Origin of the sequence: Roseburia sp. AM23-20 (genome assembly GCF_003470905.1) — a bacterium.
GTDB classification, from domain to species: Bacteria; Bacillota; Clostridia; order Lachnospirales; family Lachnospiraceae; genus Roseburia; species Roseburia rectibacter.
Genome location: NZ_QRHS01000002.1, coordinates 23,703 through 39,365, shown reverse-complemented (window position 1 = coordinate 39,365; position 15,663 = coordinate 23,703). Strand labels below are relative to the sequence as shown.

Annotated in this window: 11 protein-coding genes; all 11 read left to right on the top strand. The window is 38.0% G+C overall.

The annotated features are described in order from the left end of the window. Nucleotides 1-81 precede the first annotated feature (81 nt). The 11 genes from DW650_RS03050 to DW650_RS03000 all read left to right on the top strand — a co-directional run bounded on the left by DW650_RS03050 (nucleotide 82) and on the right by DW650_RS03000 (nucleotide 15,616). Nucleotides 82-2,739, top strand: a complete 2,658-nt coding sequence (locus tag DW650_RS03050) for an ABC transporter permease (RefSeq protein ID WP_117510427.1) — start codon at nucleotides 82-84, stop codon at nucleotides 2,737-2,739. 124 nt (nucleotides 2,740-2,863) lie between these two features. Beyond that, the gene (locus DW650_RS03045) at nucleotides 2,864-3,529 is read left to right on the top strand and encodes an ABC transporter ATP-binding protein (protein ID WP_009247978.1); all 666 of its coding nucleotides are present in this window, start codon (nucleotides 2,864-2,866) and stop codon (nucleotides 3,527-3,529) included. A gap of 11 nt (nucleotides 3,530-3,540) precedes the next feature. Then, nucleotides 3,541-5,922 (top strand): ABC transporter permease, encoded by a 2,382-nt coding sequence (locus DW650_RS03040; protein WP_117510426.1) that lies wholly within the window; start codon nucleotides 3,541-3,543, stop codon nucleotides 5,920-5,922. Between the two features lie 72 nt (nucleotides 5,923-5,994). Next, nucleotides 5,995-6,663, top strand: a complete 669-nt coding sequence (locus DW650_RS03035; RefSeq protein WP_117510425.1) for a response regulator transcription factor — start codon at nucleotides 5,995-5,997, stop codon at nucleotides 6,661-6,663. Then, the gene (locus tag DW650_RS03030) at nucleotides 6,660-7,673 is read left to right on the top strand and encodes a sensor histidine kinase (protein WP_117510424.1); all 1,014 of its coding nucleotides are present in this window, start codon (nucleotides 6,660-6,662) and stop codon (nucleotides 7,671-7,673) included. Before DW650_RS03035 ends, DW650_RS03030 begins: the two co-directional genes overlap by 4 nt. A gap of 110 nt (nucleotides 7,674-7,783) precedes the next feature. After that, nucleotides 7,784-8,551, top strand: a complete 768-nt coding sequence (locus DW650_RS03025) for an ABC transporter ATP-binding protein (protein WP_117510423.1) — start codon at nucleotides 7,784-7,786, stop codon at nucleotides 8,549-8,551. Next, on the top strand, nucleotides 8,541-10,511 hold the full coding sequence (locus DW650_RS03020) for an ABC transporter permease (protein ID WP_117510422.1): 1,971 nt from the start codon (nucleotides 8,541-8,543) through the stop codon (nucleotides 10,509-10,511). The genes DW650_RS03025 and DW650_RS03020 overlap by 11 nt, the downstream gene beginning before the upstream one ends. Before the next feature lie 94 nt (nucleotides 10,512-10,605). Beyond that, complete coding sequence (locus tag DW650_RS03015) at nucleotides 10,606-11,514, top strand: hypothetical protein (RefSeq protein WP_118199047.1); 909 nt, start codon at nucleotides 10,606-10,608, stop codon at nucleotides 11,512-11,514. A 24-nt stretch (nucleotides 11,515-11,538) separates the two neighbouring features. Continuing rightward, complete coding sequence (locus DW650_RS19655; RefSeq protein ID WP_009247970.1) at nucleotides 11,539-12,240, top strand: response regulator transcription factor; 702 nt, start codon at nucleotides 11,539-11,541, stop codon at nucleotides 12,238-12,240. A gap of 185 nt (nucleotides 12,241-12,425) precedes the next feature. Beyond that, nucleotides 12,426-13,073, top strand: coding sequence for a sigma-70 family RNA polymerase sigma factor (locus DW650_RS19910; RefSeq protein WP_049892855.1), 648 nt, complete (start codon nucleotides 12,426-12,428; stop codon nucleotides 13,071-13,073). Between the two features lie 569 nt (nucleotides 13,074-13,642). Next, the gene (locus DW650_RS03000; RefSeq protein WP_064786675.1) at nucleotides 13,643-15,616 is read left to right on the top strand and encodes an ATP-dependent DNA helicase; all 1,974 of its coding nucleotides are present in this window, start codon (nucleotides 13,643-13,645) and stop codon (nucleotides 15,614-15,616) included. Nucleotides 15,617-15,663: the final 47 nt, after the last annotated feature.

Here is a 15,663-nt window from a genome sequence, read left to right as displayed (position 1 = left end):
AACCACCTTTTAACTGTTTATCTTTTGGGATATTTCTGCAATATTTAAAAGTTATAATTATACCGAAAGGAGTGAATGGCTATGACTTTACCATTTGAAAATGATACAAATGCAGTTGTCAAAAAACTTGCCAAACAAAATATTAAAGCAAATCACCGGACAGCACTTTCTATTATGTCTGCCATATTAATTGCAGCTACTTTTATGTGTACATTATGTTCTCTTGTGCAGAGTTATTGGAATCAGAGAGTGCAGCAGGAAATTTTTGATTCAGGGAATTGGGATGCACAGATATTAGAAGTTCAGGCAAATCAGATTGAACTTATCAAAAAGAATGAAAATATCAAAGACGTTATGGTAAAAGGAAATAACCAAACATTCCTATTATCGTTTAGAGAAAATGATCCTTATCTTTTAGTCCAAAATTGTGATGCAAAATATTGGGAATCCATGCATGAAAAAAATTTAATTATACGTGGAAGAGTTCCAGAGGCTCCGGGTGAAATTGTTGTTGGGAAAAAATTTTTTGAGGATAATCCTTCCTTCAAAATCGGTGATACCGTTGATTTAGAATTAGGTGAACGGAGAAAAGATAATAGAATTGTTGATTTCCTGTCCCCACTTCAAGATGGGGAAGTATTTGTAAAAACAGATAATGTACAGTATACCATTGTTGGAGAAATTGATAGGACAGTTTCCAGTGCATATAATGGTTATCCTGCATATGGTTGGCTCAATCTGGAAGAAACGCCAAAAGATGCTAGTGTAGTTGTATATACCCAGACAAAGAATCCAAGGAAAATCTATGAAACAGTCCCTCAGATTGCACAGGCTATTGGTTTGGAACAAGATGAATATGGTGAATATCCATATCGTTATCATACAGCTCTGCTCGGAATGTATGGAATTTATGAGCCGGGGCACTTCTGGAGCAGCGATTTACCTAAACTTTTTCTTTCACTTTTGATAGTTGCTGTTGCTTCTATGACGGTATTTGCCTATATTATCCGCGGAGCCTTTTCCATTTCTGCTAAGCGAAAAATAAAGGAACTTGGAATATTAAAATCAATAGGTATGACGCCAAAACAGATACGGAAGCTAGTTAAATATGAAGCACGTTGGTTATCTTTTTTTCCAATTGTTATTTCTATAGGACTTGGTCATTTGCTTTCTTATGGAGTATTGACCGCATATTCCAAATTGACACGCGAAGTAACAGGAAATCAGATTTCAGTTTCTTTCTCACCATGGATTGCAATCATTTCAATAATGCTTTCTTTTTTAACAGTGCTCTTAGCAGCATCCGGACCTGCAAGACAAATGGGAAAAATACGTCCAATAGAAGCTATAAAGGAGAATTGGAACAATGTTTCTTTGGAAAAATCAGCAAAACATACCTTTTTAAAAAGGTGTTTTGGATTTTTGGGGAAAATCTCAGCTAACTCTCTTATCGCAAATAAGAAATTATTTCGGACCTGTACTGTAACATTATGCTTATGTATGGTACTCATGTTTAGTTTTCTGGCTGTTTTTTCTGTTTCGGATGTTAATAATACGAAAGCAGAACATGATAATCCTTTTGATATAAATATTACATTAGAATCTGGTCAGCGGATAGAACCGGCGCTTATTCAGAAATTAAAAGATCTTCCAGACGTGAAAGAACAGACAACTTATACGATGGCAATGTGTGCAAGTTGGCTTTCGGAGCAAGAATTGTCTAAAGAATTTCTTTCATATGGAGGATTTGATACGAAAGCAGCTGGAGAATATGTTGTTAAACGTGATGGCAGATATAGAATTCCTTGTACATTAATTGGTTTGGAACAGGATACTTATAATGCTTATCTAAAGAATGCAGGAATTTCCTCCCATAATTCCAGATCAGCTATTATTGTTAATTCAGTTGCAAAGAATCCGGATGCTAGGGGTTATGAAGCAAAAAAAGAGCAGGTGTCATATCTGGATATAAAAGAAGGTCAGAAGTTACAATTAACGGAAAAGTTTTTAGACTCTGTTCAAGGAAATTATAGTTTTGATATCCAAATATCTTCTGTACTTACAGAGATGCCAGACATAGGTTTGAATGTTGCTTTTTATACTCTGCCTATTATTGTACCTATGGAAGAGTATTATGATATTATAAACAATTTTGGGGAAGATCGTGCAGTATATAATTATAGAACCTATATGAATCTTCGTACTGAGCAAGGGAAAGATGTTACAGTACAAAGTCGAGCGGATCAACTTTGTGGTGAATATTTGAGTAAGAATGATTTTTTTACTTCCAGTAAAACACAACGAGCAGCTGATAGAGATAAACTGACAAATGCTACAATGTTAATTGTTTATAGTTTGACAGCACTTTTTGGGATTGTTGGTATTTCATCGGCAGTGGCAGCTATATTAAATAGTTTATATCAAAGGAAAAAGGAGTTTGCTATGTTGCGCTCTGTCGGTCTTGATAAAAAAGGGCTATGTCACTTACTTTATACAGAAGGATTTCTTCTTGTAATCAAACCTTTGTTAATAGGAATCTCAATACTAATTTTAGTCAGTACCATATTAATTTGGCTACAAGATATAACAGTTATAGAATTTCTTAAGGTTTTTCCGTTCTGGGGGGTAGTAGTATATATCATACTCACATTTGCTATCATCAGAGGAATCTATATGGTGGCATCCCGGAAAATTCGTAGGGATATTATTGTTGAAGTTTTAAAAGATGAAACCGTTTAGGATTATGAAAAATGAAATACATCAAATTAAAACATTTTTAAATAGTTTCACAGAGTTTTAGGACATTTCTGCAACATTTGACCGTTACTATATACTCATCAAACAAAGAAAGGAAGTAGTGATTATGATAATTTTACAGACAAAGGATTTAAAAAAATATTATGGCACAGAACCTAATATAACTCGTGCTTTAGATGGTGTAAATTTTTCTGTTGAGCAGGGAGAATTTGTAGCAGTAGTAGGGACTTCAGGTTCCGGAAAATCCACGTTGCTTCACATGATGGGAGGATTGGATACTCCAACATCAGGAAGTGTAGTTGTGGCAGGGAAGGAACTGGCTAAAATGAATGATGAACAACTTACTATTTTTCGCAGGAGGAATATCGGGTTTATCTTTCAAAATTACAATCTGGTTCCGATTTTAAATGTTTATGAAAACATTGTCCTTCCGGTAGAGTTAGATGGAGATACCGTAGATCAGAAATTTATGGATGAAGTTGTTACTATGCTGGGATTGGAAGATAAGCTGAAAAGCATGCCCAATAATCTTTCCGGTGGTCAGCAGCAGAGAGTGGCGATTGCAAGAGCCTTGGTTGCTAAGCCTGCAATTGTGCTGGCCGATGAACCTACAGGTAACCTTGACTCTAAAACCAGTGCGGATGTTTTAGGACTGCTTCAGAGAACCAGTAGAGAGTTCGATCAAACGTTAGTAATGATTACACATAACAATGCTATTGCGCAGCTTGCTGATCGTATTGTGAGGATCGAAGATGGAAAAATAGTAGGGTAGGGGGGAGTTGTATGACGTTACCTTTTGAAAATGATACAAAAACCATAATAAAGCGTATATCTCGCAGGAATATATCAGCAAATCGAAAAAGAAATATCTTTATTATTATTACGATTGCACTTGCGAGTACATTATTATCTGCAATTACCCTTTATGGATTTGGAATTACACAGAAAACAAAAAATCTAAATAAAAAAACAGCACAGATTGTATATCATGCAATTTCAGAAAAAGAGGGTTCGGAATTATATAAAGAAAAAGAGATCGCGTGGATTGGAGAATTTTTCAATGCATTTTCGGAAGAAATAAACCATTCAACCGTAAATTTTACTTACGCAAATGCAGATATGCTAAAATCTCAAAGTATGCCTTATTCGGGAAAGTTACCAACTGCGGAAGATGAAATTGTAGTACAGGAATCTTTTTTGGACAGCTTGGGGTATTCAACTGAATTAGGACAGACAATTAAAATACCATTTTCTGACGGGATGAATCATGATTTCAGGTTGACAGGAATCTTAAATGTTGAAACTGGAGATATTGGACGATATACAGCTATTATATCGAAAGAATTAGTGAAACAACAGTATGGAAATAATACGGTTATAGATTATTACCTTGGATTAAAAGACGCTCAAAACATGAGCGAAGAAGATGCTACGGAATATGCAGACATTCTTGCAAAACAATTACACATCCCCGATGATAATGTGATTGTTCGCTCCACTTATTTTAATGTGAAGAGTGAAAATTCTGGAAGTGAAATGCTATTTTATTTCGTGATTGGATTTGTAACTTTTATTGGCTCCGGCATTGTGATCTATTCCATTTTTTATATTTCCGTTGCAAGTAATATACGTAACTATGGACAGCTTCGCACGATTGGAACAACGAAACGGCAGATTAAAAAAATGGTTTACCGAGAAGGGAAGTTACTTGCTGCTGTTGGGATTTCCATTGGTTTGATTATAGGTAACGTAATCGGATATTTTCTGATTCCGGAGGGCTGGTACTGGCTGACTTCCTTATGTGTGACGATTGGGTGTGGGTTCTTTGCTTTTACAATGGTAATGCTCTCTATTCATACTCCTGTAAAAAAAGCTGCCGCAGTATCTCCAATGGAGGCTCTTCGATATTCGGATTATAAAGGAAAGTCTAAAGAAAGTTCGGCGCTGTACCGAAAAATAACGCCTGCATCACTTGCTAAAATGAATCTGTCTAGGCAAAAAACAAAATCTATATTAACCATATTTTCACTCGCATTTGGAGGCGTGTTAGTTGTATTGATTTCAACGATATTAGTTTCCTATGATGGAGTTGCAGAAGCGCGTGGGAGGGATTTTTCAAAAGGCGAATTTAATATTCACCTTAATGCTAATCAATCCTTTGATACTGCAAAAGTTTCGTTGACTAAATTACAACAAAAAAATATGCTGAATGAAAATTTTGTGAAAACAATCGAAGCTATCGATGGTGTTACCGGAATCAAGCGGTGGTATTATACGGACGCAGAATATCGTGTAAATGGAATTTCTGAAGATTGGATTCAGGGATTTAGTCAAGATGAACAATCTGATTTAGAAAAAAATCTCATAAAAGGAACCGCTGATTATGATGAATTGATTGCGGACAATGGAATTATCCTATTACAAGAACGTGCAGATCTCAATGGAATGGATGTTGCTTTAGGTGATACAGTAGAAGTTGATTACGAAAATGTATCCGGTGATATTATGACGAAAACTTATACTGTGAAAGGCATAGTAAGCGATTATAATTATACGGGATTCGATAAATGTTTTACTCTCCCGGAACAACTTATAAATGAGGGAACCGGGATGGATTGCACAGGTACTATTTCCGTAATTACAGACAAAGATAAATTCGATACAATTGAAACTTCATTAAATCAGCTGATAGATAAAAACAGTGATTTGGTTATGGATACCATAGAAGAAAGCGTAAATTATTATAATAGAAATCAGCAACTAGTTTTCGGTGCATTTCTGATAGTAGCTATCATTGTTGTGTGTTTTTCGCTGATCAATCTCGTAAATACAACCATTACAAATTTTTTGTCTCGGAAGCAGGAAATTGGAATGTTACAGGCGATTGGTTTAAGCAAAAAACAACTCATCAGAATGCTTTGCTATGAGGGCATGATTTATTCACTCTTTGCTGTGCTTGTAACATTGATTTTAGGAGTTGGACTTGGGATTTTATGTATTCAGATCATGCGGTCATTAAATCCATATTTTTTCTATTCATTCCCATGGCCGGTTGTATTGATATATTCGGCTGTTCTGTTGGCTGTTCAGTTGATATTAATTGCATATACAACGGGAAATTTGAAAAAGCAATCTCTTGTTGACCAAATCAAAACAATGGAATAAAACGAATTGGAGCAGGGAAACTTGCTCCAATTTTAGCTGTATTATGTTATAATGCGGTTTAGGAGGATTGTTATGAATACAGAAATTTTAATTATTGAAGATGATCCAGTGATCCGTAAAGAACTGCAAACAGTACTGGAGGGAAATAAATATCACACATCTGTTATTGAAGATTTTTCTGATGTAACAGAACAAGTGCGAAAAATAAATCCACATCTGATTTTATTGGATATTAAATTACCGCAAGAAAATGGGTTTACCATTTGTTCTGGCATTCGGAGTTTTTCACAGGCTCCGATTATCTTTGTTACCAGCTGCAATACGGATATGGATGAATTGAACAGTATTATGCTTGGAGGAGATGCTTTTATTACAAAGCCCTATCACACAGCCATTTTACTTGCAAAGATTGCTTCCTTGCTGAAACGTGCTTATCCTGATACACAAAGCAGACATCTGACTTATCAAGGAGTTTCTTTATCTTTAGAAACTGGAACAATAGAAGCGGAAGGAAAGCAAACAGAACTCACAAAAAATGAACTGAAGATTATGTACTATCTATTTGAACATGCCGGAACTATCTGCACAAGAGCAGATCTGATTGAATATTTATGGGACAATCAGCTCTATGTAGATGATAATGCATTGAGTGTAAATATTGGACGTATCAGAGAAAAATTATCAAAGATTGGTGTTAAAGACTTTATTAAAACGAAATACCGTCAGGGGTACACATTATGAATGGAAAACAGTATTGGAAAGACAAAATCCCTATTTTCATCATCAATATCGTCTGTATGGTATTGTTATCGGTTTTTCTGTTCTTTGTAGGAAATAATGTAGATAGTATTGCAGTGATTCTTATCATCTGGACGATGTTACTGGCTAGTGTACTGACGTTTACCTATCATCAGCGAAAAAGGAGATTAAATAGATTAGTAAAGATGGCAGAAGGACTGGAAGAAAAATACTTGTTGTCAGAGATGCTTCCGGAACCGGAACATGCCGAAGAACAGGTTTATTTTCAACTCTTAAAAATGGCGTCCAAATCTATGCTGGAACAGATTGGAACAGTAGCAAGGGAGAGACAGGAGTACCGGGAATATATTGAGCAGTGGATTCATGAAATCAAAACACCGATTACTGCAATGAAACTGTTGTGTGAAAATCATAAAGAGCCTTTTACCAGAGAACTGATGAGGGAACTGGAAAAAACCAATCGCTTTACAGAACAGGCGCTTTATTATGCCCGTAGTGAATATACGGAAAAGGATTATTCTGTTCAGGAAATCCGGTTATTTGATGTGGTGCATCAGGCGATTGCAGATAACAAGTATCTTTTATTGCAGAATCAGGTTGCCTTAGAGACAGAAGAGAGTGAACTGACGGTTTATTCGGATGACAAATGGCTCCGATTTATTCTGGATCAGTTGATTGTCAATGCTGTAAAATATAGCCGGGAGCATCCCGTATTGCACTTTTATACCAAGGTGCAGGGAGATCAGATTTTTCTTTTTGTAGAAGATCATGGAATCGGGATCTGTGCAAATGATCTGCCCCGTATTTTTGAGAAAGGTTTTACCGGGCAAAATGGACGTATCCGGCAAAATGCAACCGGTATAGGGCTTTATCTTTGCAAAAGACTTTGTGATAAGCTGGGAATTGGAATTGCCGCTCAGTCAGGCGAGACAGGAACGACAATGATCCTGTCCTTTCAAATCAATCATTTTATTCATCAGGTGCAGGGCTAAGAAAAGCCCTGCATTTCTTACATTTTTGTTAGAATTTTGTTAGAAAACTTGATACAAACACAGGCAGAAATCCGTTACAATCATAATATCAAAAGACGAGGTGAAGTATCATGAAAGAAATTTTAAAATTAGACCATATTCAAAAATTTTATGGAAATGAAGGCAATGTAACAAAAGCGATTCAGGATATTGATTTTTCTGTGCAGGAAGGTGAGTTTTTAGGCATTATGGGTGCATCAGGCTCAGGAAAAACAACGATGCTGAACTGCATTTCTACCATAGATACGGTAAGCGCAGGGCATATTTATTTGGATGGTACAGATGTAACTGAGATAAAAGAAAAGGCGATTGCAAAGTTTCGGAGAGAAAATCTGGGATTTATTTTTCAAGATTTTAACCTGCTGGATACTTTAACCATTAGTGAGAATATTGCTCTGGCTCTGACGATTAACCACATTCCGGTCAGGGAAATAGAACCGAGAGTGGAAGAGATTGCGAAAAGTCTGAATATTGCTGATATTTTGGATAAATATCCATATCAGGTTTCCGGTGGACAGAAGCAGAGATGTGCTTGTGCCAGAGCAATTATCAATCACCCGAAGCTGATTTTGGCGGATGAACCGACAGGGGCCTTGGACAGCCACTCATCTCAGATGCTGCTGTCTACCATGCAGAGTATGAATGAGAATCTGGGGGCAACCATTCTGATGGTTACACATGATGCATTTTCGGCAAGCTATGCCAATCGTATTTTATTTTTACGTGACGGTGTAATCTTCACTGAAATCTTAAAAGGCAGGGACACCCGTAAGGTATTTTTTGATAAAATCCTGAATGTTCTTACCATGATGGGAGGCGGGGTAAGTGATGTATATTAAGCTCGCAATACAAAATATGAAAAAAAGTATACGAAATTATGTAATCTATTTTGTTACCATTACTCTGACTGCTGCCATGATGTATTCCTTTCTTTCGCTTGGATTTTCAAAAGACGTCCTTTCTATGTCTGAAAATATGTCCATGCTAACATCAGGCATATTGGGAATGTCCGTTCTTGTAGCATTGATTGCATCTTTTGTAATCAGCTATGCAATACGCTTTATGCTGGAACAAAGGAAAAAGGAATTCGCCACCTATGAATTACTGGGAATGGAAACCTCAAATATTCAAAAACTATTTTTTATTGAAAATGGTGTGATTGGAATGGCTGCATTCTTTATAGGAACTTTTTCAGGAATTGGACTTTCCGGAGTGTTGGTGCAGATTATCAACCATATTTTTGAGATGCCGCATACCTATCATATTTCCTTTTCCATAAAGGCTTTTGCAACAGCTTTTATACTTTTTATGCTCATGTACGGTATCGGAATATTGCGTGCAGCAAAGGTTATCCGTAAACGTAAAATTGTAGATATGCTTTATGATCATCAGAAAAACGAAAATGGAAAGAAGCATTCTGTAAGATTTCATATTACACTGATTATTCTGTCGGTATTATGTATCCTTACGGGAGGCTGTCTGTTGGCAAAGGGAATGTCTGTTCAAACAAATGTATTCTACGTTTGGATGATTGGCGCTGTAATTTTATCAGCAATAGGAATATACGAAATGTATCGTAATTTACCAGTATTGCTGTTAAGACTTTTGAATAAAAGTAAACGTAGAAGATATAAGGACATCAACCTATTTTATTTGGGACAGATTGGAAGAAAAGTAGATTCTGCCGGAAAGCTTATGGCAGTCATCGCAATCCTTTTAACGGTATCCCTGAGTACGATGTTTGCAGGTCTTTCTACGGGAGCAGGATATAAGGCGAATATGGAGGCTTATTATCCATATGATGCGGGTGTTGCGCTGGATGCTCCACTGACGAAAGAATGCCTACAGCCAATGATAGAATTTACGAAGCAGCAATGTAGCGTAGAAGATGAACTGATTTATTATCTTTATGCAACAGATGCTTATCCGGTGGAAGCATTAGCGTTGTCCGATTATAATCATTTACGTTGTATGCTTGGATTAAAATCTGTAAGTCTGTCTTCAAATGAATTTTTTATTCATTGTGATACATGGAATTATGTAGAGAAAATTCAAAAAGCGTTAGAGCAAACAAGCGAAATTTTGTTAGCGGGCAGTGTTCTCGGAATTGCAGAAACAGCAATTTATACAGAACCGATGGAACAATATCAAATGGCAGGCACAAGAGGATACATTCTGGTAGTGCCTGATCAAGTGGCAACCCAGCTTTCCGGTGAAAAAATTCGTTTGGTAATGAAATTAGAAAATGGAGGATATCCAGAATTAAAACAAGCGCTGAAGAAGTTTTTACATGATCCTAATGCATGGACTCCTGTACTTCAGGATGGAAAAGGTTTGCCAGAACAGGTAACGATGGGCGTAACGGTAAAGGCATGGGGCATTGAAAACTCTTTAACTGGATTTGCAGCAATTTCTTTTTGTGGCTTATATTTAAGTATTATTTTTATTATTTTATCTTCTACAATATTAGCTTTTGAACAACTTTCAAAAATAGACTATAATCGACGTAATTATCAGATTTTGGATAAAATGGGAGTGGCACAAAAAACAAGAAGAAACCTTATAAAAAAAGAAGTAGGGGTTCTGTTTTTCATTCCGGCGATTCTTCCGATGATTATAATGATGTTTCTGATTGTAGGGGCAAATCAAGTATTTGGAGAAGCAATTTTGCAGGAAAATCTATTCTTGACCTATGGAATCGTTACATTGACAGTATTTAGCGGGATTTATTTGCTGTATTATTGGGCTACAACCTCCGTTTTTCAGTATGCTGTCTTAAAAAAGGAATTTTATAAATGAGAAACGCAATAAAATACAATATTTTTTAGAGATTAGGACATTTCTGTGACATTTGTGTTTTACAATTAAGCTATAGAAAAGAGGTGTTCTTATAATGAAAAGAAAGTATGAAGTTATTGGTATTGTGATCGATACAGAAAAAGAAGCAGAAAAATGTTCATTTTTATCCGCTGTATTGGATTGTAAAATTGAAAACTTTGCAAAAATTACTGATTTTTTTTGGGGGGGGGGAGATAGAAAGGTAAGGGAATATCTTTCTAATCTTCCCACATTAAAAAATGATCCACTTTCAATTCAAGCGATGCTGGAACTTGCTGGTTTGAAAATGAAAGAAAATTGTCAAATAGAAGAATTAACATTGGGAGAGAAAAAAATACTGTTTTTGATAAAACTTGTTGCTGATACCTCAAAACAATATATATTTCAAAGTTTGTTTCAAGATATGAAAGAAAACGAGGTTCAAAGCGCCGTAAGATTAATAGTAGAAATGTCAACTTATATGAATGTAATTTTGCTCAGTTCATCCTCAGAAGGGTATGAAATCTGTGATAGAGTGATTCAGTGGTCTGGGAATGATGGAAGAGGACACATTTCGCGCAGTAAAATCAAAGATATGTGCATCATGCCGCCTTTTGTTATGCGCGATATATTGAAAGTGATAAGGGCAAGTGAAACTGCTGAAGCTGTAATTCCCTTATGGGAAGTGATTCCTGGAGAGTATGAGGAATATGCACATCAGGTCTTAAATTCGAATGCAGGAAAGAAAGGATTTTCTTACCGTTATATTTCTCATAGACCATTTAGAAGTGGAGATATTTATTGGATCATGGAGCATCAATTGCAGGAGCTGAAAGTTGATGGCAGACCATGTTTTGAAAAAGTGAGTCTCATGACAGATGAGGCAACCATTCATGTAACGTGTAGTGAATATTTCTTCTGGTGTTGTAAGGAACTGGAAACTATTTTTTATCATTATTCGGAAAATCATGTGGAGGAATTGTAATATGAGAAGCAGAGAGATGGGGGTGTGAAGAAAAACAGAATTATAGTAATTGCGGATGAAGGAGAAGTGCTATGGGAAAGCTTGGTTTTACCGGAACAGCAGACAGAGATTTATCAGGCAAAAAATATTCAGGATGCCCTTTCTCATTTGACAGTGTTCTCGTATCATTTGATTTTAATTGCAGTAAAGCAAGAACCGGAAATCATATGCCAACTTGTAGAAACCATCCGAAAGATGGTGATAACACCTGTGATTGTTTTATTACCGGATCATTCTGAAATGCGAAATAAGATCATTCAGGCCGGAGCGGATGTAGTATTGACGCAACTGTGTACAGAAGAAATCAGCCTGCAGGCATATGCATTGATCCGCCGCTATACAGAGTGGAAATCGGAAAGAAAAGAAGAAGTTCCTGTCATAGTTGGAAAACTGGAAATCCTTCCACTTCAAAGAACAGTAGAATGGGAGCATAAAAGAATCCACGTTGTAAAAAGGGAGTTTGATTTCCTATATCTGTTAGCGTCTACACCGGGAAGAGTATATACATACAGTCAGATCTATCAGCTGGTATGGCAGGAGTACCCACATGGGGATATTGCAAATATTATTTACTGTATGGTACATCGATTGAAACGGAAATTGAAAAAAGTAGATGTAAGTGCAGAACATATAATCATCAGTGTAAAAGAGGTTGGATATTGTTTAAGAGGTTATAAGGAATCATAGAAGGCAGGTTTCTGAAAATGGAACCTGCTTTTTATGGTAAGATTTGGTTATAATTGTAAAAGAAATGACAGAAAAACTGACAGTTATTTGACAGACAACTGACAGTCTGATGACAGCTTAGTTTTGTATACTACTTCTTTATGGAAAGAATGGACTCCGTTCCATGACATAAAGGAGCAGTGTATGTGCCAGAAAGAGCTACAAAAGAGAAAAACCTAACTTCATATACAACGTTTGGTGGTGTCGCAATTCAAAACAGGATTGCGGCATCTTTCTTTTTGTGGAGCAAACTCTGGTTTATACGGTCTTCTGTCTGTGAGAAGGCAAGGTCACCGCCACCACTCCGATTTGATTTCAAGAAATTCAGATCGGAGGAAGAAGGAATGGCTTTTAATAAAGCAAAAGAAGAATATAAATGGAAACAGTGGAAGGAAGCTGAGGAATCAAAAATGAGGGAATTGGGAGTTCAGGAAGAAATCATTCTTAAGTTACGAGAACAAGATTGGGAAGATTTCAAAAAGGAAAGGAATTATAATGAGCATCAATTCCCAAATTCAGATGTAGTAGAAATTAGTTTAGCAACTATGTGCAGTGCAGATAGGGAAAACATAACTACAGTAAAGGCTCTGTTAGATGAAATAGAAAACGAAGCACTTTTTAATCTATTGCGTTCGGCAGATAAAGAGACTTTGCAGATCGTATTTTTCCGGATGTTGGATATTCCAACAGAGCAAATTGCTGAAAAAATGGGATTGACTCCAAATGCGATTTATCTGAGAATCAACCGTTTAAAAGAAAAAATAAAAAAATTGAAAATGGGAGAAAGAAAATAGGAAAGTTTGCTGGCTAATAAGTAAAGGGATGTTTTTCCTTTTAAAGTTCCTTGACAACCACATACCAGCATTACAGGTACGTTCCCAAAGATAGAAGCGTGACAGCATAAGCGCCAGGACGGATGGGGACAAGCACTGCTGGATTGTTATGGAAAGGTCTGTCCAAAGACTATGGCGGATCATTTCGTGAGAAAACTGTCAGTGCCTGTTCTCATTCTGAGCGACTCCTTATAGCTGTGAATGGACTTTCGCAGGTCTTTCGCCAGGAGCATCGGAGGGGGATAATGATACGAATTTCTTCCCATAAGGAAGAGGATGGACTCTAAGTTGTAATCAGCAAGACTTTCAGAAAATCTGCGAGCGGTGCCAAGCGAAGCATCCGCCTGTAATGTTCCCTACCATAGATGTGGTGTGGCAGCCGGGGAGTCGAGGACAAATACGGTGCCAAAGAAAAGAAGAAACGATAAGAAATCAAAAAAGAGTGTGTCGTTGATATCAGATACATGCGGCTGTGGGAAAATGTCACAGCCGTATTCTTGTGGTATTAACGCCATGCGGAAAGAAGTACTATGTTTTATAAAGTTGAATATCAAAAAAGAGCGCATCAGGAAGTGGAGAAGATCTTCCGGGTGCTATTTCCGGAACAGGGACTGGCAGTCAGGGAAGAGCAGATCCGTCTATGCCATGAAATGCTGGATACTCTGCTGGGAGAACAGATTGCCTTGTGTGATGCAGGGGTAGGAATTGGGAAGACCTATGCCTATCTGGTAGCCTGTGTATTATTGCGGAAGTATTCCATGCTGACAGGGCGAGGAAATCCATTGGAACAGCGCCCGGTGGTGGTGTCCACCTCCAGCATTGCATTGCAGAAAGCCATTTTAACAGAATATATTCCCTTTTTGTCCAGGGTGCTGCTGGAGCAAGGAATCATTCAGTCCCCGCTTCGGGCAGTGGTGCGAAAAGGGAAAGAACACTTTGTCTGTGACAATAGGCTGGAACAACGAATCGAAGCAATCCGCCATAAACAGAAGAATGCTGTTCAAAAAGCAGCATTACTGTCCTTGCGAAAGCATTACGATATGGATAGCGTAAAGAATCTGAGCGGGTTTGACAGAAGGCTGGTCTGTGTGCCGAAATTCTGTCCAAGAGAATGTCCGGGCAGGCAGATGTGCCGCTATCAGAGATATCTGGAAGAATCCAGGAAACAGGATGTGTTCATTCAAATCTGTAATCATAATTATTTACTGGCAGATGCATATCACAGAGCAGAAGGATACAAGCCTTTATTGTCTGATTATCGGACGTTGATTGTAGATGAAGCTCATAAGTTACCGGAAGCGGCAAGGCAGATGTTTGGAAAAAACCTGTGTATGGATGATATCCGGGAAATAGCATATTATCTGGAACGGGAGCATCAGAAAGAAGAGGCAAAAATCCTGCGGACAGTCATGCATGACGCATTGCATGTTGTTGGTGCAGAACACCGAATTGGAAAAGGAATCCGGGAAACGTTCCGTAATACAACAAATAGTGTGGTTTCTCTGTGGGAAGGCGTAGAGATGCTGGAATTTCTTTTAGAAAAGCTGGAGCGAAGTGTTCCAAAGTGGATACGGAACCGGCTGGAAGAAGCAAAGGATGTGCTGGAGTGTTTTTGCAGCAGCGATGGGAATTATGTCCGCTATCTGCGTCTGGATACAGAACAGCTTCCCATTTTGTGTGCAGCCAGCCGGGAAATCCCAGAATTACTTCGGAAGATGTTATGGAATCGGGAAGAAGGTGTGTCTGCCATCTTAACCAGCGGAACGCTAAAGGCAGGCGCAGGCTTTTTGCGCACCCGGCAGATCACCGGGCTGGAAGGAAGGGCAGGAGTGCAGGAATATGTGGCAGAGTCCCCTTTTTCCTACGAAAAGAATTGTCTGCTATACCTGCCAAAGACGTTGGATCATTGCAGGAGAGGAAGCCGGGAAGAGGCGGTGATGGTGGCAAATCATATCCATTCCCTGATCTGTTCCACTTATGGGCATACGCTGGTACTGTTTACTTCTTATACACTGATGGGAAGTGTGTACCAGCTTTTAAGAGACAGCTTGCCGTTCCCCATGGTGGAAGTATGGAGACACTCCCAGGAAGAAATTTTACGGTTTAAGACCATGGAAAATGGGGTGTTGTTTGCAGCCGGTTCTTGTTGGGAAGGGGTGGACTTTCCGGGAGATATGGTATCCTCTCTAATTATTGTGAAACTGCCTTTTGCAGTACCAGATCCGATCAGTGAAGCAGAGAAGGAGACGTATGACTCTTTGGAATCCTATATCCAATCTATCATTGTGCCGGATATGCAGAAGAAACTGCGCCAGGGATTTGGGAGAGCCATTCGGACAGAAACTGATACTTGTGTGGTGTCTATTTTAGATATTCGGGCGGTAAAAGGCGGCAAGTATCACGAAGATGTGATGTGTGCGCTTCCGTCCTGCCGGATAGCGGAAGAGTTGAAAGAGGTACAGGATTTCATCCGCAGCCGGAAAGGTGTAGAGTATTATTTGTAATAGGCAAAATTCTCTTTCCAGCCTTGTTGCTTGTGCTTATTTTCCAG